This window comes from Citrobacter sp. Cpo015 (genome assembly GCF_030333035.1).
In the GTDB taxonomy this organism is placed as follows: Bacteria; Pseudomonadota; Gammaproteobacteria; order Enterobacterales; family Enterobacteriaceae; genus Citrobacter; species Citrobacter portucalensis.
Map to the genome: position 1 here is coordinate 36880 of NZ_JAOWGS010000036.1, position 26921 is coordinate 63800.

Here is a 26921-nt window from a genome sequence, read left to right on the forward strand (position 1 = left end):
TCCGGCCTACAAACTGCCTGTACTGCAGGCCGGATAAGGCATTTGCGCCGTCAGCAGGCAAGTTACAGGCGACGCAATAATTTTGCCGGGTTTCCTGCATACACGCCTTTCTCGGTGATCGATTTGGTCACCACGCTCCCCGCACCGATGACCGCGCCATCGCAGATGGTGACCGCCAGAATGGTCGCTCCACTGCCGATTGAGACATCGTTGCCAATCGAAATTCTTCCCCAACTGTTGCGGTCGGCGTTGGGTTTTCCTTCGCGAAACATATCGTTGGCGAACATCACGCCATGACCGATAAAACAGCGGGCGCCCAGGGTGACATATTCGCAGATGAAAGTGTGCGACTGAATTTTGCTGTCTGCGCCAATTTGCGTATTACCCTGGATTTCAACAAATGGCCCGACAAAAACGTTGTCACCCAATGTGCAGTTGTAGAGATTTGCGGGTTCATAAATCACCACGTTCTCACCGCAGGTAACGTTGCGGACAGCGGATTGTCTTAGCTGCATACTTCATCCTGTGAAATGTGTCGTGACATTCATCATTCCCCGCTGACCTTTCTTGCACAAAACATAAACAAAAAATGTAGATCTCTGTCACATTTTTGCGTTATACAGGAACCTCGCCACTGAGTAAGAGGTGCTGTTATGACGTCGCTATCTCGTCCGCGCGTGGAGTTTATCTCCACCATCTTACAGACTGTGTTGAATCTGGGACTGCTGAGTCTGGGCCTGATCCTGGTTGTATTCCTCGGGAAAGAAACGCTGCATCTGGCGGATGTGCTGTTCGCGCCGGAACAAACCAGCAAGTATGAGCTGGTGGAAGGGCTGGTGGTTTACTTCCTCTATTTTGAATTTATCGCGCTGATTGTTAAGTACTTTCAGTCGGGCTTTCACTTTCCGTTGCGCTATTTTGTCTATATCGGGATCACCGCGATTGTGCGGTTGATCATTGTCGATCATAAAGCACCGATGGATGTGCTGATCTATTCCGCGGCGATCCTGCTGCTGGTGATCACCTTGTGGCTGTGTAATTCAAAACGGCTGAAGCGAGAGTAACAGACAACACGCCGCAATCGGGCTGCGGCGTGTTGCAGGTCAGGGTTACTGCGCAGAGGCTGGCTGGGTTTTCTCTGCGGCGGGTTCCCACAGTTCTTCAAGTTCTTCCAGCGTTTTGCCTTTGGTTTCCGGTACAAACTTCCACATAAACAGCGCCGCCAGAATACCCATACAACCGTAAATCCAGTAGGAGAAACCGTTGTGGAAATGGGAAACCAGCCACGAATTTTTGTCCATCATCGGGAAGGTCCAGGAGACGAAATAGTTCGCCAGCCATTGTGCGGCCACCGCAATGGCGAGCGCTTTGCCGCGAATCGCATTGGGGAAGATTTCTGCCAGCAGCACCCAGCAAACCGGTCCCCAGGACATGGCGAATGCGGCGACGTAAAATAGCATCGACAGCAGAGCAACCAGCCCGGAAGCCTGGGTATAAAACGCGGTACCGAGGCTGAACATACCAATGGCCATGCCCAGAGCGCCAATAATCTGCAGCGGTTTGCGACCAAATTTATCCACCGTCATGATCGCCAGCACGGTAAAGCTCAGGTTGATCACGCCAACAATGATGGTCTGTAACAGCGCCACATCGGTGCTGGCTCCCAGCGTTTTAAACACCTCTGGGGCGTAGTAGAGCACGACGTTAATACCGACGAATTGCTGGAAGATAGACAGCATTACGCCGATGACGATAACGCCTGCGCCAAACATCAGCAGGCGACCACCAGTTTTACGACCATGGTCCAGAGACTGATTGATCTCCTGCATGGCCTGGGTGGCGAGGGTGCTGCCCATAATTTTGCGCAGAATACTTTCCGCCTGCTCGTGTCTGCCACGCGCCATCAGCCAGCGCGGGCTTTCTGGTACGGTGTACAGCAGCAGTAAAAACAGTAGGGCGGGAATACTTTCGGACGCAAACATATAGCGCCAGCCATCGGTATTCAACCAGTTAGCGTCGCCAGAACGGGCGATAAAATAGTTAACGCAATACACCAACAATTGACCAAAAATAATGGCGAATTGGTTAAATGACACCAGTTTTCCACGAATATGTGCGGGTGCCAGTTCAGCAATATACATTGGTGAGAGCATTGAGGCTAAACCTACGCCAATACCACCAATGATACGATAAATAACAAATTCGGGAACGTATCCGGCCAAATAAACAGGTACGGAATTATCAGGATTAATCGTCGTAAAGCCTAATTCCGGCCAGGCAGAACCAATACCGGAAATAAAGAACAGCAGAGCCGCGATTTTCAGCGAGTCCCGGCGGCCAAACCGGTTACTGCAATAGCCGCCCAGTGCACCGCCGATGATGCAGCCTATCAACGCACTGGCGACGCAAAAGCCCAACAGCGAGTTGGCGGCGGATTCACTTAAATGTTGTGGTGCGACAAACACGGTATTCAGGGATTCTACCGTTCCGGATATGACCGCAGTGTCGTAGCCGAATAATAGCCCTCCTAACGTTGCCACTAATGTAATCGAAAAAATATAACTGGAATTATATTGAGAGTTCATTCAGACCTGCCTTAGAGGATACAGCTCTTTTGATCAGTGCCATGATGTTGAATTTAACAGGCAGGGAAGACAATTATCATTTTTTACATTGCAATTACGTTTTGTCTTTTCTGTGATCTTAATTCTGTTTAATTTATCTATATTCAGACGGAAAATAGAATTGCAGTGATGGGGAGCACGAAAGGAAATAATCGTAACAGTGATGCAAAATAACATAAAAAAAGGGCGCTCCGTAGAGCGCCGAATAACAGTCACAGGTTGGGATAACATAAGTTGAGGGTTGCAGTGGCATTGCCCGTTGCCGGGCAGGTACTTCGGTAAAACTTAACCTTTCACACCACCCGCGGTCAGACCGTTGACTAGCCAGCGCTGTGCCAGCAAGAACACCAGAGTGATCGGAATGGCTGAAAGTACAGCCGCGGCGGCAAAGTCGCCCCACAAATAGTTCTGTGGGTTGAGGTACTGCTGCATACCTACCGCAAGGGTATAGCTGTTCACATCACGCAGCAGCAGTGACGCGACCGGTACTTCGGTAATAGCGGCAATGAAAGACAGAATAAACACGACCGCCAGAATCGGAACGGAAAGCGGCAGTAGCACCAGGCGGAATGCCTGCCACGGCGTAGCGCCATCCAGCGCGGCCGCTTCTTCCAGTGAGCCGTCGATAGTTTCGAAATAGCCCTTAATCGTCCACACGTGCAGCGCGATACCGCCAAGATAGGCGAAGATCACGCCGCCGTGCGTGTTCAGGCCGATAAACGGAATGTACTGGCCCAGGCGATCAAACAAAGCATACAACGCGACCAGAGACAGCACCGCCGGGAACATCTGGAAAATCAGCATCCCTTTCAGCAGGGTTGCTTTGCCCGGGAAACGCATACGAGCAAAGGCGTAAGCACAGGTAGTGGAAAGCGTCACGATACCGATCGCGGTAATGCTGGCCACTTTCACCGAGTTCCACAGCCATAACAGTACCGGGAACGGCGGTGGCGTCACGCGGCCATCCGCGTGTTCAACGCTAAAGCCCAGCGCCAGTTTCCAGTGTTCCCAGGAGATGTTTTCCGGGATCAGGCTGCCGGTGGCAAAGTTACCTTCGCGCAGCGAGATAGCGATAACCATCAGCAGCGGGAACATGATCGCCGCGATAAAAATCAGCAGCCCTAAGTGCGTTGCGAATAAACGTAACTTTTGTGATTTCGGTTGGACCATAGCCATTGTCGTTATCTCCCTTAATCAAACTTCATACGTGTGGCTTTCAGGTTCACAATCGCCAGCGCACCAACCAGCAGGAAGATCAGCGTGGCAATCGCCGCCGCCAGACCGAAGTCCTGACCACCGCCGCCTTCAAAGGCGATACGGTAGGTGTAGCTTACGAGCAGGTCGGTATAACCGGCTGGTGTGGTGGTACCAAGACGGTCCGGGCCACCGTTGGTCAACAGCTGAATCAGCACGAAGTTGTTAAAGTTAAAGGCGAAGCTGGCGATCATCAGCGGCGTCAGCGGCTTAATCAACAGCGGTAGCGTTATCTTAAAGAAGTTCTGGAACGGACCTGCGCCATCCATCGCCGAGGCTTCATACAGGTCGTCAGGAATCGCTTTCAGCAGACCCATGCACAGGATCATCATGTATGGATAACCGAGCCAGGTGTTGACGATAATAATCATCGAACGCGCGGTGGTTGGGTCGCTGAACCAGGCCGGTTTGATGCCAAACAGCGCGCTCAGCATCATGTTGATTTCACCAAAGCTCTGGTTGAATAAGCCCTTGAAAATCAGAATCGAGATAAACGACGGTACGGCATACGGAAGAATCAGCAGGACGCGGTAAATCGCTTTGCCTTTGAGAGACTCCCACTGTACGAGACAGGCCAGCACCATGCCCACGGCAACGGTCAAAATAACGGTCAGTACCGAGAAGACCACCGTCCAGACGAAGATGGCGAAGAACGGTTTCTGGATGCCTTCGTCGGTAAACACGCGGGTGAAGTTATCCCAGCCGATGGCAACGGTGTAGCCCGGGCTGAGTTTTTCGCTACCCCAGCTACTGTCAGCGTTAATCGCCTGATAATAACCAATATCGTTGTTGGCGCGGTATTTTACGCCGCTCTGGCTGTTGGTGAGTGTGCCGTCTTCAGTGAGCGTATAAAGTGGCTGCGTGCCGGAAAACTGGCGCAGCGAACTCATGGTAACTTTGCTTTCATCCGGCAGGATGGCGGTCAATTGGGTAAGCGCCTGGCGATTCTGCGTGATGATACGCAGCGTTGCACGTTCGCCTGCCGGTAGCGCCTCGGCTTCTTTCAGTTGCAGTTTCTGCTCGCCGCCAAATTTAAAGGCGTCAGAAAGGTAATTCTTGCCGGTTTCACCGTCGGTGAGGGCCAGTTGCCACTCATCACCCGCCGGATACAGACCAAAGTTGTAGGTTTTCCCAGCCTGGTACGAACGATCCATCAGGACTTCCTGAGCACGTTCAAATGTCAGCTGGTTGGTACTGCTGTAGTTGGTAAAAGCAATGGCGATCGTACAAACCAGCGGAAACAGGACAAACAGCCCCATACCAGCAACGCCCGGGTAAACATAGCGCCAGGCATAGGCTTTACGGTTAGCGAAAATATACAGGCCAGCAGAGCTTAAAATCAGCGTCATGATGGCAAACAGGTACTCCCCCTGAGCGTACATCAAAACAACAAGGTAACCGACCAGCAGCCCAAGCAGACCCATCACTGACCATTTCAGCGTGTCGCTTTGCCACCAGTGTTTCTTTTTAATGACATCCATGGGGTTCAATCCTCAACAACAATGAAAACCTGTTGGTCAGCGTGCCTGATGGCGCTGCGCTTATCAGGCCTACATACCCTGTAGGCCGGATAAGGCATTTATGCCGCCATCCGGCACGTTCACAACTGCATTACTTGGTGATACGACCCTGCGCGTCCTTCAGTGCGGCATCGACGGTCTGACGGCCGCTGGCTGCGTTGATCACTGCGGTACGAACGGCATACCAGAATGCGGACATCTGTGGGATGTTCGGCATGATTTCGCCTTTCTGGGCGTTATCCATGGTGGCGGCGATACGTGGGTCTTTCGCTAACTGATCCTGGAAGGATTTCAGCGCAACGGCACCCAGCGGTTTGTCCTTGTTCACTTCATCCAGACCCTGATCGGTCAGCAGGTAGTTTTCGAGGAACTCTTTCGCCAGTTCTTTGTTCGGGCTGGCGGCGTTGATACCGGCGCTCAGAACGCCAACAAACGGTTTAGACGCTTTGCCTTTGAAGGTTGGCAGTAGCGTGACGCCGTAGTTGATTTTGCTCTTATCGATGTTGGACCACGCCCACGGACCGTTGATGGTCATCGCGGTATCGCCTTTGTTAAAGGCCGCTTCGGCGATGGAGTAATCGGTATCCGCGTTCATGTGTTTGTTCTTGATCAGATCAACCAGGAAGGTCAGACCCGCTTTCGCGCCAGCGCTATCCACGCCAACATCTTTCACGTCGTACTTGCCGTTTTCAAACTTGAACGCGTAACCACCGTCGGCGGCAATCAGCGGCCAGGTGAAGTACGGTTCTTGCAGGTTGAACATCAGCGCGGATTTACCTTTCGCCTTCAGCTCTTTATCCAGTGCAGGAATTTCTTCCCAGGTTTTCGGTGGATTTGGAACGAGGTCTTTGTTGTAAATCAGCGACAGCGCTTCAACCGCGATCGGGTAGGCAATCAGTTTGCCGTTATAGCGTACGGCATCCCAGGTGAACGGATAAAGCTTGTCCTGGAACGCTTTGTCAGGCGTGATTTCAGCCAGCAGGCCAGACTGAGCGTAGCCGCCAAAACGGTCATGTGCCCAGAAGATGATGTCCGGACCGTCGCCAGTCGCGGCAACCTGCGGGAATTTCTCTTCCAGTTTGTCAGGGTGCTCAATAGTGACTTTGATCCCGGTGTCTTTCTCGAATTTTTTGCCCACTTCAGCGAGGCCGTTATAGCCTTTGTCGCCGTTAATCCAGATAACCAGCTTACCTTCTTCAATCTTGGCGAGAGCCGAGGCGGAAAACATCATCGTCGTTAATGCAGACAATGCGAGGATGCGTGCGCCAGTTTTGATTTTCATAGTTCCCATCCTGTTTGGTGATTTTGCAGAGGTGGCTTAACGGTTACTAGTTTCTTTATACGACAACCTCTTTCCATCCTCCTTACCCCTACGCCCCACCCGCTCTTTATGTGATCTGTGTTACATAAATGTGAGTATTGCGTACTGGCGCACATAAAAACCCACCGATTTTTGCAGGCTGCATCACGAAATTCCTCTGAGGCTGGTGGCCCGGGTCTCAGACGCTGCTCTCTCATCCTCCCGCCTCCTCCCCCATAAAAAAGCCGGGGGGTGGAGGATTCACGCAGTCAAGGGATCGCGCATAGTCAGCCCATCATGAATGTTGCTGTCGATGACAGGTTGTAACGAAGGGAGAAGGGCATGGCGAGCGTACAGCTACGAAATGTAACGAAAGCCTGGGGTGACGTGGTGGTATCGAAAGATATCAATCTCGACATTCACGAAGGGGAATTCGTGGTGTTTGTCGGACCGTCAGGCTGCGGTAAGTCGACCTTGCTGCGTATGATCGCCGGACTTGAAACCATCACCAGTGGTGACCTGTTTATCGGGGAGACCCGGATGAACGACATTCCGCCCGCCGAACGCGGTGTGGGCATGGTCTTTCAGTCCTACGCGTTGTATCCCCATTTGTCTGTCGCGGAGAACATGTCGTTCGGCCTCAAACTGGCCGGGGCGAAAAAAGAGGTGATGAACCAGCGTGTGAATCAGGTTGCGGAAGTTCTGCAATTGGCGCACCTGCTGGAGCGTAAACCGAAAGCGCTTTCCGGCGGACAACGTCAGCGTGTGGCGATTGGCCGTACGCTGGTCGCCGAACCGCGCGTATTCCTGCTGGACGAACCACTGTCGAACCTCGACGCTGCTCTGCGCGTGCAGATGCGTATTGAAATCTCCCGCCTGCATAAACGTCTCGGCCGCACGATGATTTACGTCACCCACGATCAGGTCGAAGCGATGACGCTGGCCGACAAAATTGTGGTGCTGGATGCCGGTCGCGTCGCGCAGGTTGGTAAGCCTCTGGAACTGTATCACTACCCGGCTGACCGCTTTGTCGCGGGCTTTATCGGTTCGCCAAAAATGAACTTCCTGCCGGTGAAAGTCACGGCAACGGCTATCGATCAGGTGCAGGTTGAACTGCCCAACCGCCAGCAAATATGGCTCCCGGTAGACAGCCATGCGGTACAGGTTGGCGCCAACATGTCTTTAGGTATCCGCCCGGAACATCTGCTGCCCAGCGATATCGCCGATGTCACCCTTGAAGGTGAAGTGCAGGTGGTCGAACAGCTTGGTCACGAAACACAAATTCATATCCAGATCCCCGCCATCCGTCAAAACCTGGTTTACCGCCAGAACGACGTGGTGTTGGTAGAAGAGGGTGCCACATTCGCTATCGGCCTGCCGCCAGAGCGTTGCCATCTGTTCCGTGAGGATGGCACTGCATGTCGTCGGTTGCACCAAGAGCCGGGCGTTTAAGGTGTCCCATTAAAAAAACGCAAATCCGTCAAGGTGAAGCGTTCAAAGAAAAGCAATGATCTCAGGAGATAGAACGATGATTACTCTGCGCAAACTCCCTCTGGCGGTTGCTGTAGCAGCAGGCATTATGTCTGTTCAGGCAATGGCTGTGGATTTCCATGGTTATGCTCGTTCCGGCATTGGCTGGACAGGTAGCGGCGGTGAACAACAATGTTTCCAGGCAACAGGTGCACAAAGTAAATACCGTCTTGGTAACGAATGTGAAACCTATGCGGAAATTAAATTAGGTCAGGAAGTGTGGAAAGAGGGCGATAAGAGCTTCTACTTCGACACTAACGTTGCCTACTCCGTTGCACAGCAAAATGACTGGGAAGCGACCGATCCTGCTTTCCGCGAAGCCAACGTGCAGGGTAAAAACCTGATTGAATGGCTGCCGGGTTCCACCATCTGGGCCGGTAAACGTTTCTATCAGCGTCATGACGTCCACATGATCGACTTCTACTACTGGGATATTTCAGGTCCTGGTGCCGGTATTGAAAACATCGATCTGGGCTTCGGTAAACTGTCTCTGGCCGCAACCCGTTCTCAGGAAGCGGGTGGTTCTTACACCTTCAGTAGCCAGAATATCTACGACACATCCAAAGATACCGCGAACGACGTATTCGACATGCGTTTAGCGCAGATGGCCATTAACCCGGACGGCATGCTGGAACTGGGTGTTGACTACGGTCGTGCGAATAAAACTGACGGTTATAGCTACGCGGATAGCGCTTCTAAAGATGGCTGGATGTTCACTGCAGAACATACTCAGAGCATGCTGAAGGGCTATAACAAGTTCGTGGTTCAGTATGCAACTGATGCGATGACCACGCAGGGTAAAGGTGGCTCGCAGGGTACTTACGGTTCAACCTTCGATACCCAGGCAACACCAAATGATCCCGTTATCCATCATGTAAACAACAACATCAATAACAACGGTAGCCTGGTGCGCGTACTTGACCACGGTGCTATCTCTCTGGGCGACAAGTGGGACCTGATGTACGTCGGTATGTATCAGAATATCGACATGGATAACGACCTGGGTACTGAATGGTACACCGTGGGTATTCGTCCGATGTACAAATGGACACCAATCATGAGCACCCTGATGGAAGTCGGCTACGACAACGTCAAATCTCAACAGACTGGCGATCGCAACAGCCAATACAAAATCACCCTGGCGCAACAGTGGCAGGCAGGCGACAGCATCTGGTCTCGTCCGGCAATCCGCGTCTTTGCAACCTATGCCAAATGGGATGAAGAATGGGGCTACGTTAAAAATGGTAACAACGTATCTAAATACGCAGCTGCAACGAACTCTGGTATCAGCACAACCAGCCGTGGCGACAGCGATGAGTGGTCCTTCGGTGCTCAGATGGAAATCTGGTGGTAATTCAGCACTAACCTGACGTAAAGACCGAAAGAGGGGCGCAAGCCCCTCTTGATTACGGTTTAGCGCGCTATTGCCTGGCCACCGCTGAACCCATGCTATCTGAGGTGATAACAATGAAAATGAAGAAAAGTCTCGTTGCCCTTTGTTTATCTGCAGGGTTATTTGCCAGCGCGCCTGGCATCAGCCTGGCCGATGTAAATATTGTTCCGCAGAACACCACCGCGGCCCCAACAATCCCCACTGCTGCGCTGCAACAGTTAACCTGGACGCCGGTTGATCAATCTAAAACTCAGTCCACACAGCTTGCCAATGCAGGTCAGCGTTTAGATGTTGCTGGTATTACTGGCCCTGTAGCGGCCTATAGCGTACCGGCGAATATTGGCGAACTGACCCTGACGCTGTCCAGTGAAGTCAACAAACAAACCAGCGTATTTGCGCCAAACGTCTTAATTCTCGATCAGAATATGACGCCATCTGCGTTCTTCCCCAGCAGCTATTTCACCTACCAGGAGCCCGGCGTGATGAGTGCCGATCGTCTGGAAGGCGTAATGCGTCTGACGCCAGCGCTGGGCCAGCAAAAACTGTATGTTCTGGTCTTTACCACAGATAAAGATCTCCAGCAGACCACGACCCTGCTTGACCCGGCAAAAGCCTACGCCAAGGGTGTAGGTAACGCTGTTCCGGATATTCCGGACCCGATTGCCCGCCACACCACCGACGGTCTGCTGCATCTGAAAGTTAAAACCAGCTCCTCCTCCAGCGTGCTGGTCGGGCCGCTGTTTGGTTCTTCCGGTCCTGGCCCTGTTACGGTTGGTAATACCGCAGCGCCTGCAGTGGCCGTTGCTGCTCCGGCGGCAGCCGTTGCTGCTCCGGCACCACAACCCGTGAAGAAAAGCGAGCCAATGCTGAACGACACGGAAAGCTATTTTAATCAGGCGATTAAGGATGCAGTTGCAAAAGGCGATGTTGATAAAGCGCTGAAGCTGCTTGATGAAGCGGAACGTCTGGGATCCAAATCTGCCCGATCCACCTTTATCAGCAGTGTAAAAGGCAAGGGGTAAACATCTCCCCACATTGTTGATTTTGCAACAACTGGTGCGTCTCCTGGCGCACCTTTTTTTATCCTTCGGTGCTAATTGTTACACTTATGTTGCCCTGCCGATCACTTAATCGTGTTTGCTCACCCCGTAATGCCTTTTCTGCGATACAATGCCTTCAGGTTATAAATCGGAGAGTAAGGCATGCCACACCCTGCGTTAACGCAACTGCGTGCGCTGCGTTATTTTGATGCGATCCCGGCGCTGGACGCCCAACTGCTCGACTGGTTGTTATTGGAAGATTCCATGACCAAACGTTTTGAGCAGCAGGGGAAAAAGGTCACCGTAACGTTGATTCGCGAAGAATTCGTTGGGCAAAATGAGGTGGCTGAAGAACTTACGCTGCTGCCTAAAGAGTCTCGTTATTGGTTACGTGAAATCCTGTTATGCGCGGATGGTGACCCCTGGCTTGCCGGACGGACTGTGGTGCCTGAATCAACCTTGTGCGGCCCTGAACTGGCCTTACAGAACCTGGGGAAAACCCCGCTCGGACGCTACCTGTTTACGTCATCGACATTGACCCGAGATTTTATTGAGATTGGCCGCGATGCAGCGCTGTGGGGGCGTCGTTCCCGCCTGCGGCTGAGCGGTAAGCCACTGATGCTTACCGAGCTTTTTCTGCCTGCGTCGCCGTTGTACTGAGAGGAAGATAAAGATGGAGTGGAGTCTGACGCAGAATAAGCTGCTGGCGTTTCACCGCTTGATGCGTACGGATAAGCCAATCGGCGCCTTACTGCTGCTCTGGCCTACGCTGTGGGCTCTGTGGGTGGCGACCCCAGGCATGCCGCAACTGTGGATCCTGGCGGTTTTTGTCGCTGGCGTTTGGTTAATGCGCGCCGCCGGATGCGTGGTGAATGATTATGCCGACAGGAAATTTGACGGGCACGTCAAACGCACCGCGAATCGACCGCTGCCGAGCGGGGCTGTCACCGAGAAAGAAGCCCGAACGCTGTTTGTGGTACTGGTGCTGCTGGCCTTCCTGCTGGTTTTGACCCTCAACACGATGACCATTTTGTTGTCCGTTGCGGCATTAGCATTAGCGTGGGTTTACCCGTTTATGAAGCGCTATACGCATCTGCCGCAGGTGGTGCTGGGGGCTGCGTTTGGCTGGTCGATCCCGATGGCGTTCGCCGCCGTGAGTGAATCCGTACCGCTGAGCTGCTGGCTGATGTTCCTTGCGAATATTCTCTGGGCGGTGGCTTATGATACGCAGTATGCCATGGTTGACCGGGATGATGACCTGAAGATCGGCATTAAATCGACCGCGATCCTGTTCGGTCAGAACGACAAGCTGATTATTGGTATTTTGCAGGTAGGCGTGCTGGTGCTGATGGCGCTGGTGGGCTGGCTAAACGGGTTGGGACTGGGCTATTACTGGTCTCTGCTGGTGGCGGGCGCACTGTTTGTCTATCAGCAGAAACTGATCGTCAACCGTGAACGTGATGCCTGCTTTAAAGCGTTTATGAACAATAACTACGTTGGTCTGGTGCTGTTCTTAGGTCTGGCAATGAGCTACTGGCATTTTTGATTTTGGCTTAGCCTGCAAAATAAAAAACCGGTCATTCCGACCGGTTTTTTTATGCTTACTCGCCCTGAGTGGCGCTCTCGATGGTCAGACGCACATCTGACGTGACCAGTTCGGCCAGCATCTGATAGATCTTCATCGTTTCTTCCGGTTCGGCATCTCCGGTATCGCTGATGAATCCCTCGTCACGCAGCGTCAGCACCAGAGAGCTGAACACGGCTTTATCGAAGAATTCCGGCGCGTTAATGCCGTGCAGCACTGAGAGGCGTTGCGCCACGGTGCGGCTTTCTTTCTCCAGCGTGCCACGGTTGATGGACGGGTTCGCGCTCAGCAGCCAGAAGGTAATGGCGTAGCGCTGCAACGTCTCGCGAGCACCTGCCGCCAGCAGCTGTAGCGTGCGGGAGCGGGCTGGATTGATATGCAGTTCGTCATCGGTCAGGGTGATGAGTCCCTGGCGCTGCATTTCGCTGGCCAGTTCGTCAATCACCCCGGCAAGCTCATCACGCTCCCAGCGTAAGAACAGCTCCGCTTTTAACATCGGGTACAGCGCATCAATATGCTGCTGCAACGCGGCGCGTGAAATACGACGATGCTGAGTCACAATGGCTGCCATCAACGAAGGCAGAACCAGCATATGCGCAATGTTATTGCGGTAGTAAGTCATCAAGACCGCCTGCTCGCGCGGCAGAATAATGATGTCACCGATGGTGTCTTTCTCGACCTCAAACTTGTTCATCTGCAAGGCGTGGTCGATCAGTTCACTGGCACTCTGTGCCGGCACCGTCGAATCCGCAGCATACGGCACGTTGCGCAGCAGGCTCAGGTAGCAGTCGAGTTGTTCGGTCAGCTGTTCACGGGTCAGAGAGCGCTGGCGGGAGGCCAGTAAAGCAGTACAGCACAGGTTCATGGCGTTGGCCGCGCCTGCGTTGTTAATGCGCACCATCAAATCGGCGGCAATGTTATTCACCGTCGGCGTCAGCCAGGCCGGGCGGATAGACTCGATAGGGTCAATAGATTCACGCCACTCCGGCACATGCTGGTTGAGGTAAGTCATCAATGGCATTGGTTCACCAAAGTTGACGTAGCCCTGACCCAGGTTACGCAGCTTGCTTAAGCCACGCAGCATTTGCGGCAGACTTTCTTTCTCTTTCGTCGCGCCACGCAGCTCTTTTGCGTAGGTGCCCACTTCCATTACGTGCTCATAGCCGATGTAAATAGGAACGAGAGTAATCGGACGTGTACCGCCGCGCAGCATCGCCTGAATAGTCATCGACAGCGTGCCGGTTTTCGGGTCGAGCAGACGACCGGTACGTGAACGGCCCCCTTCGACAAAGTACTCAACCGAGTAACCGCGGCTGAACAGCTCGCCCAGGTATTCACGGAATACGGTGGAATAGAGCTTGTTGCCCTTGAAGGTACGACGAATAAAGAACGCGCCCAGACGGCGGAAAATCGGACCCGCGGGCCAGAAGTTCAGGTTGATACCGGCTGCGATGTGCGGCGGCACCAGACCCTGATGGTACAGAACGTACGACAGCAGCATATAGTCCATATGGCTGCGGTGGCACGGAACGTACACGATTTCATGCCCATCGTGCGCCAACTGGCGTACACGTTCAGCATTATGAACGTTAATCCCCTGATACAGACGGTTCCAGGTAAAGCCCAGAATACGGTCCGTCAGACGAATCATTTCGTAGGAGAAGTTGGCGGCAATCTCTTCCATCAGCGCAATGGCATTTTGCTGCGCTTTTTCGTGGGAGATTTTTTTACTGCGCGCTTCATCTTCTACCGCACGAGCGATCGCTTTTGAAGCTAACAGCTTATTAAACAGATCCTGGCGGGCAGGGAGGCGCGGGCCGACAGCGGCCAGGCGCTGGCGAGCAAAGTGCATACGCGCCACGCGTGCCAGCTTCTGAGCGATGATCTTATCCGTACCGTGTTCATCCGCCATACGGCGCAGAGAGACCGACGGGGAGAAGCGGACAAAACTGTCGCGACCCAACCAGGACACCGCAAAGAATTTCTGTACGCCGTTTAGCATACGTAACGGCGGATTGACCTCGCCTTTTTCACGCCCTGGCGCACGGCCAAACATCACCGAAACTGGCACCATCTGCACATCCAGATCCGGATTGCTGCGATGCAAGTCGAGATAGTTGTGGAACAGCTTGATGGACTCTTCTTTCGGCGTGTAATAGGTGAATACACGCGGACCGCCGTGAATAAACACGTAGCGCGGTAACAGCGTTCCGTCTATCTCTAGTGGTTCCAGGGGATCGGGGAGGTCGTGCACCAGACATTGGGCACGCAGCGTCAGCAAGTCTGCTTTCGAATTGTACGGTAGGACGTACATAATGGGACGCGAAGTATCGAGTCCCAATTCCGGAGCAGGTTCTGCTGGAATAGACTTGCTTTTTACCAGGACGCTTAATGGTAAATTCAGTAATTTGTAGTAAATTCGTGGCCAGCCGGACATAAACGATGTAAAGCCTCTGGTTAATAATGCAAATGCGCTGCAAGGATATCAGAAAGTTTAGTGAATTTCTGTGGTATCCGGTCATACTTCGCGCTGCTTTGCCACACCCTGAACAAACGGGGTAACGTTACAATGACATTGACGCTAATAATGTAAAAAGGTTCTTTTTGATGGCCAATAATACCACTGGATTCACCCGAATTATCAAAGCTGCAGGTTATTCCTGGAAAGGTTTTCGCGCCGCATGGATTAATGAGGCGGCATTCCGTCAGGAAAGTGTTGCCGTCCTGCTGGGCGTCGCCATCGCCTGCTGGCTGGATGTTGATGCAATTACCCGCGTGTTGTTGATTGGTTCTGTGATGCTGGTGATGATCGTTGAAATCCTCAACAGTGCGATTGAAGCGGTGGTTGATCGTATTGGTTCTGAGTACCACGAACTTTCCGGTCGGGCGAAAGATATGGGGTCGGCGGCGGTATTGCTGTCTATTTTTGTCGCTCTAATCACCTGGGGCATCCTGTTGTGGTCGCATTTGCGATAAGGCTTCCACAACTGCATAAATCTCCTGTTTTTTGTGCAGTTTGCGGTTCCAAATTCGCCTTTAGCTGTATATACTCACAGCATAACTGTATATACACCCAGGGGGCGGAATGAAAGCGTTAACGGCCAGGCAACAAGAGGTGTTTGATCTCATTAGAGATCACATCAGCCAGACAGGTATGCCACCGACGCGTGCGGAGATCGCGCAGCGTTTGGGGTTCCGTTCCCCAAACGCAGCTGAAGAACACCTGAAAGCGCTGGCGCGTAAAGGTGTGCTGGAAATTGTATCCGGTGCATCGCGCGGTATTCGACTGTTGCAGGAAGAAGAAGAAGGGTTACCGCTTGTTGGTCGCGTGGCAGCCGGTGAGCCACTTCTGGCGCAGCAGCACATTGAAGGCCACTATCAGGTCGATCCTTCACTGTTCAAACCGAACGCCGATTTTCTGCTGCGCGTTAGCGGTATGTCGATGAAAGATATCGGGATTATGGACGGTGACTTACTCGCTGTGCATAAAACCCAGGACGTGCGTAACGGCCAGGTTGTTGTTGCCCGTATTGATGATGAAGTTACGGTTAAGCGTCTGAAAAAGCAGGGAAACAAGGTTGAACTCCTGCCAGAAAACAGCGAATTCAAACCTATCGTTGTCGACCTGCGCGAACAAAACTTCACTATTGAAGGGCTGGCAGTAGGCGTCATCCGTAACGGTGAATGGCTGTAATTTTCTGTTGAATCCCTGTAGGCCGGATAAGACGATGACGTCGCCATCCGGCAACGTGCCCGGTAGCGCTGCGCTTGCCGGGCCTGCATCACATTATCCAGTACGTCTAACTTCTTCTCAGGCCCTCCTGTATGCCTTTCTTTACCTCTTCTGATAAAGCACTCTGGCACCTCGCCTTACCCATGATCTTTTCCAATATCACCGTTCCCCTGCTGGGACTGGTGGATACCGCGGTGATTGGTCATCTGGATAGTCCGGTCTATCTTGGCGGTGTTGCGGTTGGTGCTACGGCAACCAGTTTTCTTTTTATGCTGCTGCTTTTTTTGCGCATGAGCACCACCGGTCTTACCGCCCAGGCATTTGGTGCGAAAAATCCGCAGGCGCTGGCGCGCGCACTGGTGCAGCCGCTCATGCTGGCGCTGGGAGCAGGGTTGCTTATCGCACTTTTTCGTACGCCGATTATCGATCTGGCTCTGCACATTGTTGGCGGAAGTGAAGCGGTACTGGAGCAGGCCCGACGTTTCCTCGAAATTCGCTGGTTAAGCGCACCCGCCTCGCTGGCGAATCTGGTGCTGCTCGGCTGGCTGCTTGGCGTTCAGTATGCGCGTGCGCCGGTTATTTTGTTGATTGTCGGTAATATTCTCAACATTGTGCTCGATATATGGCTGGTGATGGGCCTGCATATGAACGTGCAAGGTGCGGCACTGGCAACGGTGATTGCTGAATATGCCACCTTGCTGATCGGCCTGATGATGGTGCGCAAAGTCCTGCATATGCGCGGAATTTCGCTGGCAATGCTGAAGCAGGCGTGGCGTGGCAACTTCCGCCGTTTGCTGGCGCTTAACCGTGACATCATGTTGCGCTCGCTACTGCTGCAGCTCTGTTTTGGCGCAATCACGGTGCTGGGTGCGCGTCTGGGAGGCGATATCATTGCGGTTAATGCCGTTCTGATGACCCTGTTAACCTTTACCGCCTACGCGCTGGATGGATTTGCCTATGCCGTGGAAGCGCATTCGGGCCAGGCCTATGGGGCGCGAGACGGTAGCCAGTTGCTGGACGTCTGGCGGGCGGCCTGCCGACAGTCCGGTATTGTGGCTATTTTGTTTTCGCTGGTTTATGCCCTGTTTGGCGAGCAGATTGTTGCGCTGCTGACCTCGCTGCCGCAGATCCAACAGCTGGCCGATCGCTATCTTTTCTGGCAGGTGGTGTTACCGCTGGTGGGTGTCTGGTGTTATCTGCTCGACGGAATGTTTATTGGCGCGACGCGCGCGGCAGAAATGCGCAACAGTATGGCCGTTGCTGCCACAGGATTCGCATTAACGCTGCTGACTTTGCCGTGGCTGGGAAACCATGGCTTGTGGTTGGCGTTAACCGTTTTCCTGGCGTTGCGCGGGCTTTCACTGGCCTTTATCTGGCGACGTCACTGGCGTAATGGAACCTGGTTTGCCTGAGCGGGATGGTTAAAAATTCCGAATAGTAAATAAAACCCAGAATCACTGACTACACTTATTCTCACGTCCAGCAAAAACAGCATGTGTCTGGACATGGCACTCTCGCTATTCACAACCTAACGATGAGGACTTGATGATGAATAAAGACGAAGTCGGAGGCAACTGGAAGCAGTTTAAAGGTAAAGTGAAAGAGCAATGGGGCAAACTGACCGATGATGATATGACGGTCATTGAAGGTAAACGTGACCAACTGGTCGGTAAAGTCCAGGAGCGTTACGGTTACGCGAAAGATCAGGCGGAGAAAGAAGTTAACGATTGGGAAAAACGTAATGATTACCGCTGGTAATTAACCCTTCCCTCCTGAGAGTACAAGGATGTACGCTCTCCCGCTTACCTAGCGCCCAACTTTCTTCTTCACCTGAATCGTATGGTCATGCTGGCACTCGCCAGGATGGCGGCAAGATTCAACTTCCACACAGGCCGGACACAGCCCGTGGGCTTCAATAACGTTATGCCGCAGTGCAAAGCCCATTTTTGCTGCTAGTGTATGCATGATGTCTTCCACGCCTTCCGCACACTCTTCTTTTACCACGCCACAGCGGTCGCAAATGAACATTGCTGAACTGTGGGTTGGCTGATCGAACAGATGACAAAGCACATAGCTGTTGGTGGATTCCACCTTGTGCACGAAACCTTGTTCCAGCAGAAAATCGAGCGCACGATATACGGTAGGTGGCTTAGCCTGCGGCTCAGTTTCCCGCAACAGGTCGAGCAGGTCATAGGCGCTGATCGCACCTTCCTGCAGGCTCATCAGGCGCAGTACTTCGAGGCGTTGTGGCGTAAGCCGCACGTTGCGTTGCGCGCAGAGTTTTTCAGCTTGAGCCAATAACTCTTGCGTAGTGGTTTTGTCCATTTGGCGCCTCGATTTGCATGGAAGGTTAATCCCTTACTTTAACATGTTCTGCTTAAAACACCGAGATCCACCGCGGTGTGCTATACCTGACGCATCGCAATACTGGAAAATAACCATGAAAAGACCCGATTGTATTCGCCACTGGCGTGAGGTTGAGGGGGCTGATGACTCCACTTATCCTGACAGCGATGAGCTATTTGCTATTGGCGCGCCGCTTGCCCGCAAGTTGGGGTTAGGACGACTCGGCATTCATCATGAACGCCTGCCGCCGGGTCGGCGTACCTCGTACCCGCACGCCGAAAGCGATGAGGAAGAATTTATCTACGTGCTGGAAGGTTATCCTGAGGCCTGGATTAACGGGTATTTATGGAAGCTGGAACCGGGCGACAGCGTCGGTTTCCCGGCAGGTACAGGCGTGTGCCATACCTTTATCAATAACACCAGTGAAGAGGTGCGCCTGTTAGTCGTGGGTGAGGCGAACAAAAAATACAACCGCATTTATTATCCGCTTAACCCGGTCTATGCCGCTACACGTGAGGATCGCTGGGTCGACCATCCGCCGCAGTTTTTTGGATCTCACGACGGAAAACCGGGGCGTAAATAGCTTTTGTTTAGGGTCAGGGGGAGTGAGCCGCGAGGATGTGGCTCACTATCGTAACGGTCTATGCTATAGTAGCGCCCCTTTTTTAACCGGATGCTTGAATATTCGCCATGCTGCCTGAATCTCAGTCTACCGCTTTTCCCGCTCATCGTTTTTCTATCGCGCCGATGCTCGACTGGACGGACAGACACTGCCGCTACTTTTTGCGCTTACTGTCCAGCCAGACGCTGCTCTATACGGAGATGGTAACCACTGGGGCAATCATTCATGGTAAAGGCGATTATCTGGCGTATAGCGAAGAAGAACATCCGGTCGCATTGCAACTGGGCGGGAGCGATCCGGCTGCGCTGGCGCAGTGTGCTAAGCTCGCTGAACAGCGGGGCTATGACGAAATTAACCTCAACGTGGGTTGTCCTTCCGACCGCGTACAGAATGGCATGTTTGGCGCCTGCCTGATGGGGAATGCGCAACTGGTCGCCGATTGCATCAAAGCAATGCGCGACGTGGTGTCAATTCCGGTAACGGTGAAAACTCGTATCGGCATTGATGACCAGGACAGCTACGAATTCCTCTGCGATTTCATCAACACGGTATCTGGCAAAGGCGAATGTGAGATGTTTATCATTCACGCCCGCAAGGCCTGGCTGTCCGGGTTAAGCCCGAAAGAAAACCGCGAAATTCCACCGCTGGATTATGACCGTGTTTATCAGTTAAAGCGTGATTTTCCGCATCTGACGATGTCGATCAACGGCGGCATTAAATCGTTGGAAGAAGCGAAAATTCATCTGCAACATATGGATGGCGTGATGGTGGGGCGTGAGGCGTATCAAAACCCAGGCATTCTGGCGTCCGTTGACCGCGAGATTTTTGCAGCTACCACCGAAGATACCGATCCAGTCGCCGTGGTGCGTGCCATGTACCCGTATATTGAGCGTGAACTGAGTAAGGGAACCTATTTGGGACATGTGACACGCCATATGTTGGGGCTGTTTCAGGGCATCCCTGGTGCCCGTCAGTGGCGTCGCTATCTGAGCGAGAATGCACATAAAGCCGGGGCAGATATTAACGTTCTGGAGCATGCGCTGAAGCTGGTGGCAGACAAGCGTTAAGTTTTCACCAAAAGTTAGTTAATTTCACCACGCCCTGCGCTTTGTCGCGGGGCGTTTTCTTTATAAATCAACGCATTATTTTTGGCATGTTTCTTGTAAAGCAATGGAGAGAATTTCATTTCGGGAGAGAGCCATGCTGGAACTACTTTTTGTGATTGGATTTTTTATCATGCTGATGGTCACCGGCGTATCTTTGCTGGGCGTTCTGGCTGCATTGGTCGTAGCCACCGCCGTGATGTTTCTGGGCGGACTATTTGCCTTGATGATTAAACTGTTGCCCTGGCTGCTACTGGCTGTTGCCGTGGTGTGGGTGATCAAGGCGATAAAAGCGCCAAAAGTCCCACAGTATCAGCGCAATAACCGCCGGTTTTACTAAGGTATTGAGCGGTACGTCACAACCTGCAACATTGCCTTTAGAACCAAATAGGAATTGATTATCAAATCTGTCACTATTGCCAGGTTAACGAATTCATCGAGCTGTACCCTACATACAGCCGAACTAAAAAAAGAAAGGGCTTCCTGCGGGAAGCCCTAATTCTTTCTTTCCCCGTCATCTTAAGGAATTAGCAAACTCGATCCCTGCGTGGCGCGGCTTTCCAGTACTTCATGAGCACGCTGTGCATCGTGCAGTGCGAACGTTTGACCAGGCGCGACATCCACTTTGATCACTCCGCTGGCAATCAGCGAGAAAAGCTCATTGCTGGCTTCGGTTAATTCTCGGTGATTGGTGATGTAACCCTGTAGAGAAGGACGGGTCACGTAGAGCGAACCTTTCTGGTTCAGAATGCCTAAGTTCACGCCGGTCACCGGCCCGGAAGCATTACCAAAGCTGACCATTAATCCCCGGCGCTGTAAACAATCCAGCGAGGCTTCCCAGGTATCTTTCCCCACCGAGTCATACACTACCCGCACTTTTTTACCGCCAGTTACCTCTTTCACTCGCTCAACAATGCTCTCTTCACGATAGTTAATGACCTGCCATGCGCCAGCCTGCAGTGCAATTTGCGCTTTTTGCGCACTGCCGACGGTACCAATCAGCTTCGCACCCAAGGCTTTTGCCCACTGGCAGGCAATCATGCCGACGCCGCCCGCAGCCGCATGGAACAAAAACGGCTCATCAGGTTGAATTTCATAGGTTTTACGTAACAGATAAAAAACGGTTAGCCCTTTAAGAAACGAGGCGGCAGCTTGTTCAAACGAGATAGCGTTAGGCAGGATGGCGGCTTTATCGGCCGGAACGTTATGCACTGAGCTGTAGGCGCCAAGAGCAGACTGGGCGTACACCACGCGATCGCCAGCTTTAATGTGTGTCACTTTGCTGCCAACTTTGCTGACTACGCCGGCGGCTTCGGTACCCAGCCCGCTGGGCAGGGAAGGCGGTGGATAAAGACCACTGCGGATGTAGGTGTCGATATAGTTGATCCCAATCGCTTTGTTCTCGACCTGGATTTCGTTTTCCGCCGGGTCTACGGGCGTAAACTCCACCGCCTTGAGTACATCAGGGCCACCATGCTTGTGAAATTCAATACGTGTTGCCATGCTTCCTCCAAAAGAAATGTGGTAATCTTTCGACCCAATCATTATCTCGGTAACTCCATTCACTATGGCAGGAAATAAACCCTTCAACAAACAACAGACTGATGCTCGTGAGCGCGATCCCCAGGTCGCCGGGCTGAAAGTACCGCCGCACTCGATTGAAGCGGAACAGTCGGTGTTGGGCGGTTTAATGCTGGATAACGAACGCTGGGACGATGTCGCCGAGCGTGTGGTGGCGGAAGATTTTTATACCCGTCCGCACCGGCATATCTTCACGGAAATGCATCGCCTGCAGGAGATGGGAAAACCCATCGATCTGATCACGCTGGCTGAGTCGCTGGAAGTTCAGGGACAACTGGACAGCGTCGGCGGTTTTGCTTACCTGGCTGAGTTGTCTAAAAACACGCCAAGTGCGGCGAACATTAGCGCTTATGCGGATATCGTCCGCGAACGCGCCGTTGTTCGTGACATGATTTCAGTTGCAAACGAAATCGCGGAAGCCGGTTTTGATCCGCAAGGACGCTCCAGTGAAGATCTGTTGGACCTTGCAGAATCCCGTGTCTTTAAAATCGCGGAAAGCCGCGCTAATAAAGACGAAGGCCCGAAAAATATTACTGACGTGCTCGACGCCACCGTCGCGCGTATCGAGCAGCTGTTCCAGCAACCGCACGACGGCGTCACCGGGGTGAACACCGGTTATGACGACCTCAATAAAAAGACTGCTGGTTTGCAGCCGTCAGACTTAATTATTGTCGCCGCGCGTCCGTCGATGGGTAAAACGACATTTGCAATGAACCTCGTCGAAAACGCGGCGATGTTGCAGGATAAGCCGGTTCTTATCTTTAGTCTTGAAATGCCCTCAGAACAGATCATGATGCGTTCCCTGGCCTCGCTCTCACGCGTAGACCAAACTAAAATCCGTACCGGTCAACTGGATGATGAGGACTGGGCGCGAATTTCCGGAACAATGGGTATTTTGCTGGAGAAACGAAACATCTATATTGATGACTCTTCCGGCCTGACGCCAACGGAAGTGCGTTCGCGTGCCCGTCGTATCGCCCGTGAACACGGCGGTATCGGACTTATCATGATCGACTACCTGCAGCTGATGCGCGTGCCGTCGCTTTCCGACAACCGTACGCTGGAAATTGCTGAAATTTCCCGCTCGCTGAAAGCGTTAGCGAAAGAACTGCATGTACCGGTGGTGGCGCTGTCGCAGCTTAACCGCTCTCTGGAACAACGTGCCGACAAGCGTCCGGTCAACTCGGATCTGCGTGAGTCTGGCTCCATCGAGCAGGATGCCGACTTAATCATGTTTATCTATCGTGATGAGGTTTATCACGAAAACAGCGACCTGAAGGGGATCGCAGAAATCATTATTGGTAAGCAACGTAACGGCCCGATCGGTACGGTGCGCCTGACGTTTAACGGTCAGTGGTCGCGATTCGACAACTATGCCGGTCCTCAATATGACGATGAGTAATTTCTAAGGAATACAAATGCAAGCGGCAACTGTAGTTATTAACCGCCGCGCTCTGCGACACAACCTGCAACGTCTGCGTGAACTGGCTCCAGCCAGCAAACTGGTTGCGGTCGTGAAAGCGAACGCCTACGGCCATGGTCTGTTAGAGACCGCGCGAACGCTCCCCGATGCGGACGCTTTTGGTGTCGCTCGTCTTGAAGAAGCCCTGCGCTTGCGAGCGGGAGGGATCACGCAGCCCATCCTGCTGCTGGAGGGATTTTTTGATGCCTCCGATCTGCCGACTATTTCCGCGCAGCGCCTGCATACTGCCGTCCACAACCAGGAGCAGCTCGAAGCCCTGGAAGCCGCTAAACTGGCTGAACCCGTTACCGTCTGGATGAAGCTCGACACCGGTATGCATCGCCTGGGCGTACGCCCTGAGCAGGCCGAGGCGTTTTATCAGCGCTTAACACAGTGTGAAAACGTGCGCCAACCGGTCAATATCGTCAGCCACTTTGCTCGCGCGGACGAGCCTGAGTGTGGCGCGACCGAAAAACAGCTCGATATCTTCAACAGTTTTTGTGAAGGCAAACCGGGGCAGCGTTCGATTGCCGCGTCGGGTGGTATTTTGCTGTGGCCGCAGTCTCACTTCGACTGGGCGCGTCCGGGGCTGATTCTGTATGGCGTATCGCCACTGGAAAATCACTCCATCGGCGCTGATTTTGGTTGCCAACCGGTAATGTCGCTGACCTCAAGCCTGATTGCGGTGCGCGAGCACAAAGCGGGGGAGCCGGTTGGTTATGGTGGAACCTGGCTGAGTGAGCGCGACACGCGTCTTGGCGTGGTAGCGATGGGCTATGGCGATGGTTACCCGCGCGCAGCGCCTTCGGGGACGCCGGTACTGGTCAATGGCCGTGAAGTGCCGATCGTCGGTCGCGTCGCGATGGATATGATCTGCGTCGATTTAGGCCCCGAAGCGCAGGATAAAGCCGGCGATTCGGTGATTCTGTGGGGCGAGGGCTTGCCCGTTGAACGCATTGCTGAAATGACGAAAGTAAGTGCTTACGAACTTATTACGCGCCTGACCTCAAGGGTAGCGATGAAGTATATCGATTAGCAGCATGATGTGCCGGACAGGTGGTTACGCCGCCTTCCGGCAATATTCCTCTCAACATCCTCTCGATCTTCTCCCACTTCCGGTTTATTGTGTTCTTAACCCCTGCCTGTAAACCCGGAGAACCACACGTGTTTCAAAAAGTTGACGCCTACGCCGGCGACCCGATCTTATCGCTCATGGAGCGCTTCAAAGAAGATTCACGTAGCGACAAAGTGAATCTCAGCATCGGCCTGTATTACAACGAAGACGGCATTATTCCTCAGCTTAAAGCTGTGGCGGAAGCGGAAGCCCGCCTCAATGCCAAACCGCATGGCGCTTCGCTGTATCTGCCGATGGAAGGTCTGAACACGTATCGCCATACTATTGCGCCGCTGCTATTTGGCGCAGAACATCCGGTTCTCCAGCAGCAGCGCGTCGCAACCATTCAGACGCTGGGCGGCTCCGGTGCGTTAAAGATTGGCGCAGACTTCCTGAAACGTTATTTCCCTGATTCTGGCGTGTGGGTCAGCGATCCGACCTGGGAAAACCATATTGCGATTTTTGAAGGTGCCGGATTCGAAGTAAGCACTTACCCATGGTATGACGACACGACCAACGGTGTGCGTTTCAACGACCTGCTGGCAACGCTGAATACCCTACCGGCGCGCAGCATCGTGCTGCTACATCCGTGCTGCCATAACCCGACAGGGGCGGATTTAACGCCTGCGCAGTGGGATAGCGTTATTGAGATCCTGAAAGCACGCGATCTGATTCCGTTCCTGGACATTGCTTACCAGGGCTTTGGTGGTGGAATGGAAGACGATGCCTATGCGATTCGCGCCATTGCCAGCGCCGGATTGCCTGCTCTGGTCAGTAACTCGTTCTCGAAGATTTTCTCCTTATACGGCGAGCGTGTCGGTGGACTGTCAGTGGTATGTGAAGACGCTGAAGCCGCCAGCCGCGTGTTGGGGCAGCTAAAAGCGACGGTGCGTCGGAACTACTCCAGCCCGCCAAACTTTGGTGCGCAGGTAGTTGCCGCGGTACTGGGTGATGACGCGCTGAAAGCCAGTTGGCTGGCGGAAGTTGAAGAGATGCGTACCCGCATTCTGGCGATGCGCCAGGAGTTGGTTAACGTATTGAATACGGAGATCCCAGGCCGTAACTTTGACTACCTGCTGCAACAGCGCGGGATGTTCAGCTATACCGGGCTTAGCGCAGCCCAGGTTGATCGTCTGCGCGATGAGTTCGGTGTATACCTGATCGCCAGCGGTCGCATGTGCGTGGCCGGGTTGAATCACGGTAACGTGCAGCGCGTGGCGAAGGCATTTGCCGCCGTCATGTAACCGACTTTGCAGGCCTGATAAGCGTCGCGCCATCAGGCCTGTTTTCCAATGTGATCGTGCTCTTTTTCCAGGACAAAACCAGAGAAAATCCTTCCTTTCCCTCCCCCTAAGGGGTAAGGTCAGATAGTTTTTTGACCAGTTGTTAATAAAAAAATGATAACTAACTGACTACTTAGGGAAAAATATGCGCAAGTTTACGTTGGCACTGAGTGCCGTTTGTTTATTGTTCACGCTAAATCAGCCAGCCCAGGCACTCGTTTCTTCTCCCTCTCAGCTCAATCCAGGCACTAACGTTGCAAAGCTCGCTGAGCAGGCTCCAATTCACTGGGTCTCCGTGGCACAAATTGAAAACAGCCTGACCGGACGTCCGCCGATGGCCGTCGGGTTTGATATCGATGACACTGTCCTCTTTTCCAGCCCAGGCTTCTGGCGCGGTAAAAAAACGTATTCTCCGGACAGTGAGGATTACCTGAAGAATCCGGCCTTCTGGGAAAAAATGAACAATGGCTGGGACGAGTTTAGTATTCCAAAAGAAGTCGCGCGCCAACTGATTGATATGCACGTGCGTCGCGGTGACAGCATCTTTTTCGTGACCGGGCGTAGCCAGACGAAGACTGAAACGGTGTCGAAAACGTTGTCTGATAACTTTCACATCCCAGCTGGAAATATGAATCCGGTCATTTTTGCCGGCGACAAGCCGGGTCAGAACACCAAAACGCAGTGGTTGCAGGATAAAAATATCCGCATGTTCTACGGTGACTCCGATAATGACATTACTGCCGCTCGCGATGTGGGTATTCGCGGTATTCGCATTTTGCGCGCCTCTAACTCCACTTATAAGCCGCTGCCACAGGCCGGTGCGTTTGGTGAAGAGGTGATCGTCAACTCGGAATATTGAGGTCGCTGGCTGCGGGTTGCTGTTTTTTTAAACAAATTTACATTGCTGGCTTTTACCTTTTGCAGACTTGCTGCACACTGAATAAAAGATGTTCTCATGAGGCAATATGCTGGTAAGGGGAATAAAGATGACGAATTCGGAGTTGCTGCAATACTGCATGGCAAAAACGGGCGCAGAGCAGAGCGTTCACAGTGACTGGAAGGCCACGCAAATCAAAGTCGAAGATGTGCTTTTTGCCATGGTAAAAGAGGTGGAAGAACGCCCGGCGGTGTCTCTGAAAACCAGCCCAGAACTGGCAGAACTGTTGCGCCAGCAGCATAGCGATGTTCGGCCAAGCAGGCATCTCAATAAGGCGCACTGGAGTACGGTGTATCTGGACGGCTCGCTGCCGGATTCACAGATTTATTATCTGGTCGACGCCTCTTATCAGCAGGCTGTGAACACGTTGCCGGAAGATAAACGCCGGATACTAACGCAGCCCTGATCCGGTTCGCCGGATGCGGCGCAAGCGCCTTATCCGGCCTACAGGCTTTATGCGTATTCTGTAGTTTCGTAGGCCTGATAAGCGTAGC

Annotated in this window: 26 protein-coding genes; 18 read left to right on the top strand and 8 right to left on the bottom strand. The window is 52.9% G+C overall.

Annotated features, from left to right (window positions below):
- Window positions 1–62: 62 nt before the first annotated feature.
- Complete coding sequence (locus tag OGY67_RS15305) at window positions 63–515, bottom strand: acyltransferase (protein WP_008786912.1); 453 nt, start codon at window positions 513–515, stop codon at window positions 63–65.
- 138 nt (window positions 516–653) lie between these two features.
- Between OGY67_RS15305 and psiE the strand changes: the two genes are divergently transcribed.
- Entirely contained in the window at window positions 654–1064 is a 411-nt protein-coding gene (gene psiE, locus OGY67_RS15310) for a phosphate-starvation-inducible protein PsiE (RefSeq protein WP_003031674.1), read from the top strand.
- A 45-nt stretch (window positions 1065–1109) separates the two neighbouring features.
- Here the strand turns inward: psiE and xylE are convergent, their stop codons facing one another.
- From xylE to malE, 4 genes are all read right to left on the bottom strand, one after another.
- Window positions 1110–2585: a D-xylose transporter XylE gene (xylE, locus tag OGY67_RS15315; RefSeq protein ID WP_219013498.1), complete on the bottom strand. Its 1476-nt coding sequence runs from the start codon at window positions 2583–2585 to the stop codon at window positions 1110–1112.
- A gap of 324 nt (window positions 2586–2909) precedes the next feature.
- Window positions 2910–3800, bottom strand: coding sequence for a maltose ABC transporter permease MalG (gene malG / locus OGY67_RS15320; RefSeq protein ID WP_003826575.1), 891 nt, complete (start codon window positions 3798–3800; stop codon window positions 2910–2912).
- Between the two features lie 14 nt (window positions 3801–3814).
- Window positions 3815–5359, bottom strand: coding sequence for a maltose ABC transporter permease MalF (gene malF, locus OGY67_RS15325; protein WP_286574119.1), 1545 nt, complete (start codon window positions 5357–5359; stop codon window positions 3815–3817).
- A 130-nt stretch (window positions 5360–5489) separates the two neighbouring features.
- Window positions 5490–6680 (bottom strand): maltose/maltodextrin ABC transporter substrate-binding protein MalE, encoded by a 1191-nt coding sequence (malE, locus tag OGY67_RS15330; RefSeq protein ID WP_048215135.1) that lies wholly within the window; start codon window positions 6678–6680, stop codon window positions 5490–5492.
- A gap of 360 nt (window positions 6681–7040) precedes the next feature.
- On the opposite strand from malE, the gene malK reads away from it, so the two are divergent.
- The 5 genes from malK (at window position 7041) to ubiA (ending at window position 12207) form a co-directional block, all read left to right on the top strand.
- Complete coding sequence (gene malK, locus OGY67_RS15335) at window positions 7041–8150, top strand: maltose/maltodextrin ABC transporter ATP-binding protein MalK (RefSeq protein ID WP_048215134.1); 1110 nt, start codon at window positions 7041–7043, stop codon at window positions 8148–8150.
- 76 nt (window positions 8151–8226) lie between these two features.
- Window positions 8227–9582 (top strand): maltoporin, encoded by a 1356-nt coding sequence (locus OGY67_RS15340; RefSeq protein WP_003826583.1) that lies wholly within the window; start codon window positions 8227–8229, stop codon window positions 9580–9582.
- A 113-nt stretch (window positions 9583–9695) separates the two neighbouring features.
- Complete coding sequence (malM, locus tag OGY67_RS15345) at window positions 9696–10643, top strand: maltose operon protein MalM (protein WP_111466246.1); 948 nt, start codon at window positions 9696–9698, stop codon at window positions 10641–10643.
- 180 nt (window positions 10644–10823) lie between these two features.
- Window positions 10824–11321, top strand: a complete 498-nt coding sequence (gene ubiC, locus OGY67_RS15350) for a chorismate lyase (protein WP_286574120.1) — start codon at window positions 10824–10826, stop codon at window positions 11319–11321.
- A gap of 13 nt (window positions 11322–11334) precedes the next feature.
- Window positions 11335–12207, top strand: coding sequence for a 4-hydroxybenzoate octaprenyltransferase (gene ubiA, locus OGY67_RS15355; RefSeq protein ID WP_003826589.1), 873 nt, complete (start codon window positions 11335–11337; stop codon window positions 12205–12207).
- 55 nt (window positions 12208–12262) lie between these two features.
- Here ubiA and plsB read toward each other — a convergent pair whose 3' ends face one another.
- Window positions 12263–14683 carry a glycerol-3-phosphate 1-O-acyltransferase PlsB gene (gene plsB, locus OGY67_RS15360; RefSeq protein WP_008786919.1) on the bottom strand — a complete coding sequence of 807 codons (2421 nt, stop codon included), beginning with the start codon at window positions 14681–14683 and terminating at the stop codon, window positions 12263–12265.
- 170 nt (window positions 14684–14853) lie between these two features.
- On the opposite strand from plsB, the gene OGY67_RS15365 reads away from it, so the two are divergent.
- From OGY67_RS15365 to OGY67_RS15380, 4 genes are all read left to right on the top strand, one after another.
- Entirely contained in the window at window positions 14854–15222 is a 369-nt protein-coding gene (locus OGY67_RS15365; RefSeq protein WP_003826594.1) for a diacylglycerol kinase, read from the top strand.
- 109 nt (window positions 15223–15331) lie between these two features.
- A complete protein-coding gene (lexA, locus tag OGY67_RS15370) occupies window positions 15332–15940 on the top strand; it encodes a transcriptional repressor LexA (RefSeq protein ID WP_003826596.1) in 609 nt (202 codons plus the stop codon).
- A gap of 131 nt (window positions 15941–16071) precedes the next feature.
- Entirely contained in the window at window positions 16072–17391 is a 1320-nt protein-coding gene (gene dinF / locus OGY67_RS15375) for an MATE family efflux transporter DinF (protein ID WP_079935026.1), read from the top strand.
- Window positions 17392–17527: 136 nt separating this feature from the next.
- A complete protein-coding gene (locus OGY67_RS15380; RefSeq protein WP_003031706.1) occupies window positions 17528–17737 on the top strand; it encodes a CsbD family protein in 210 nt (69 codons plus the stop codon).
- 48 nt (window positions 17738–17785) lie between these two features.
- Here the strand turns inward: OGY67_RS15380 and zur are convergent, their stop codons facing one another.
- Window positions 17786–18304, bottom strand: coding sequence for a zinc uptake transcriptional repressor Zur (gene zur, locus OGY67_RS15385; RefSeq protein ID WP_003031709.1), 519 nt, complete (start codon window positions 18302–18304; stop codon window positions 17786–17788).
- 115 nt (window positions 18305–18419) lie between these two features.
- Here zur and OGY67_RS15390 point away from each other — a divergent pair, with 115 nt between their 5' ends.
- From OGY67_RS15390 to pspG, 3 genes are all read left to right on the top strand, one after another.
- On the top strand, window positions 18420–18908 hold the full coding sequence (locus tag OGY67_RS15390; RefSeq protein ID WP_003031710.1) for a cupin domain-containing protein: 489 nt from the start codon (window positions 18420–18422) through the stop codon (window positions 18906–18908).
- A 107-nt stretch (window positions 18909–19015) separates the two neighbouring features.
- Window positions 19016–20014 (top strand): tRNA dihydrouridine(20/20a) synthase DusA, encoded by a 999-nt coding sequence (gene dusA, locus OGY67_RS15395; protein ID WP_048236349.1) that lies wholly within the window; start codon window positions 19016–19018, stop codon window positions 20012–20014.
- Window positions 20015–20147: 133 nt separating this feature from the next.
- On the top strand, window positions 20148–20390 hold the full coding sequence (pspG, locus tag OGY67_RS15400) for an envelope stress response protein PspG (protein WP_003031713.1): 243 nt from the start codon (window positions 20148–20150) through the stop codon (window positions 20388–20390).
- 179 nt (window positions 20391–20569) lie between these two features.
- Here the strand turns inward: pspG and OGY67_RS15405 are convergent, their stop codons facing one another.
- Window positions 20570–21553, bottom strand: coding sequence for a quinone oxidoreductase (locus OGY67_RS15405; RefSeq protein ID WP_008786924.1), 984 nt, complete (start codon window positions 21551–21553; stop codon window positions 20570–20572).
- A 64-nt stretch (window positions 21554–21617) separates the two neighbouring features.
- Between OGY67_RS15405 and dnaB the strand changes: the two genes are divergently transcribed.
- From dnaB to OGY67_RS15430, 5 genes are all read left to right on the top strand, one after another.
- On the top strand, window positions 21618–23033 hold the full coding sequence (gene dnaB, locus OGY67_RS15410; protein ID WP_003826610.1) for a replicative DNA helicase: 1416 nt from the start codon (window positions 21618–21620) through the stop codon (window positions 23031–23033).
- 16 nt (window positions 23034–23049) lie between these two features.
- Window positions 23050–24129: an alanine racemase gene (alr, locus tag OGY67_RS15415; protein ID WP_003826612.1), complete on the top strand. Its 1080-nt coding sequence runs from the start codon at window positions 23050–23052 to the stop codon at window positions 24127–24129.
- 128 nt (window positions 24130–24257) lie between these two features.
- A complete protein-coding gene (gene tyrB / locus OGY67_RS15420) occupies window positions 24258–25451 on the top strand; it encodes an aromatic amino acid transaminase (RefSeq protein WP_286574121.1) in 1194 nt (397 codons plus the stop codon).
- Between the two features lie 184 nt (window positions 25452–25635).
- Window positions 25636–26349 (top strand): acid phosphatase AphA, encoded by a 714-nt coding sequence (aphA, locus tag OGY67_RS15425; RefSeq protein WP_003826615.1) that lies wholly within the window; start codon window positions 25636–25638, stop codon window positions 26347–26349.
- A gap of 127 nt (window positions 26350–26476) precedes the next feature.
- Window positions 26477–26833 (top strand): MmcQ/YjbR family DNA-binding protein, encoded by a 357-nt coding sequence (locus tag OGY67_RS15430; RefSeq protein WP_008786927.1) that lies wholly within the window; start codon window positions 26477–26479, stop codon window positions 26831–26833.
- Window positions 26834–26921 lie beyond the last annotated feature (88 nt).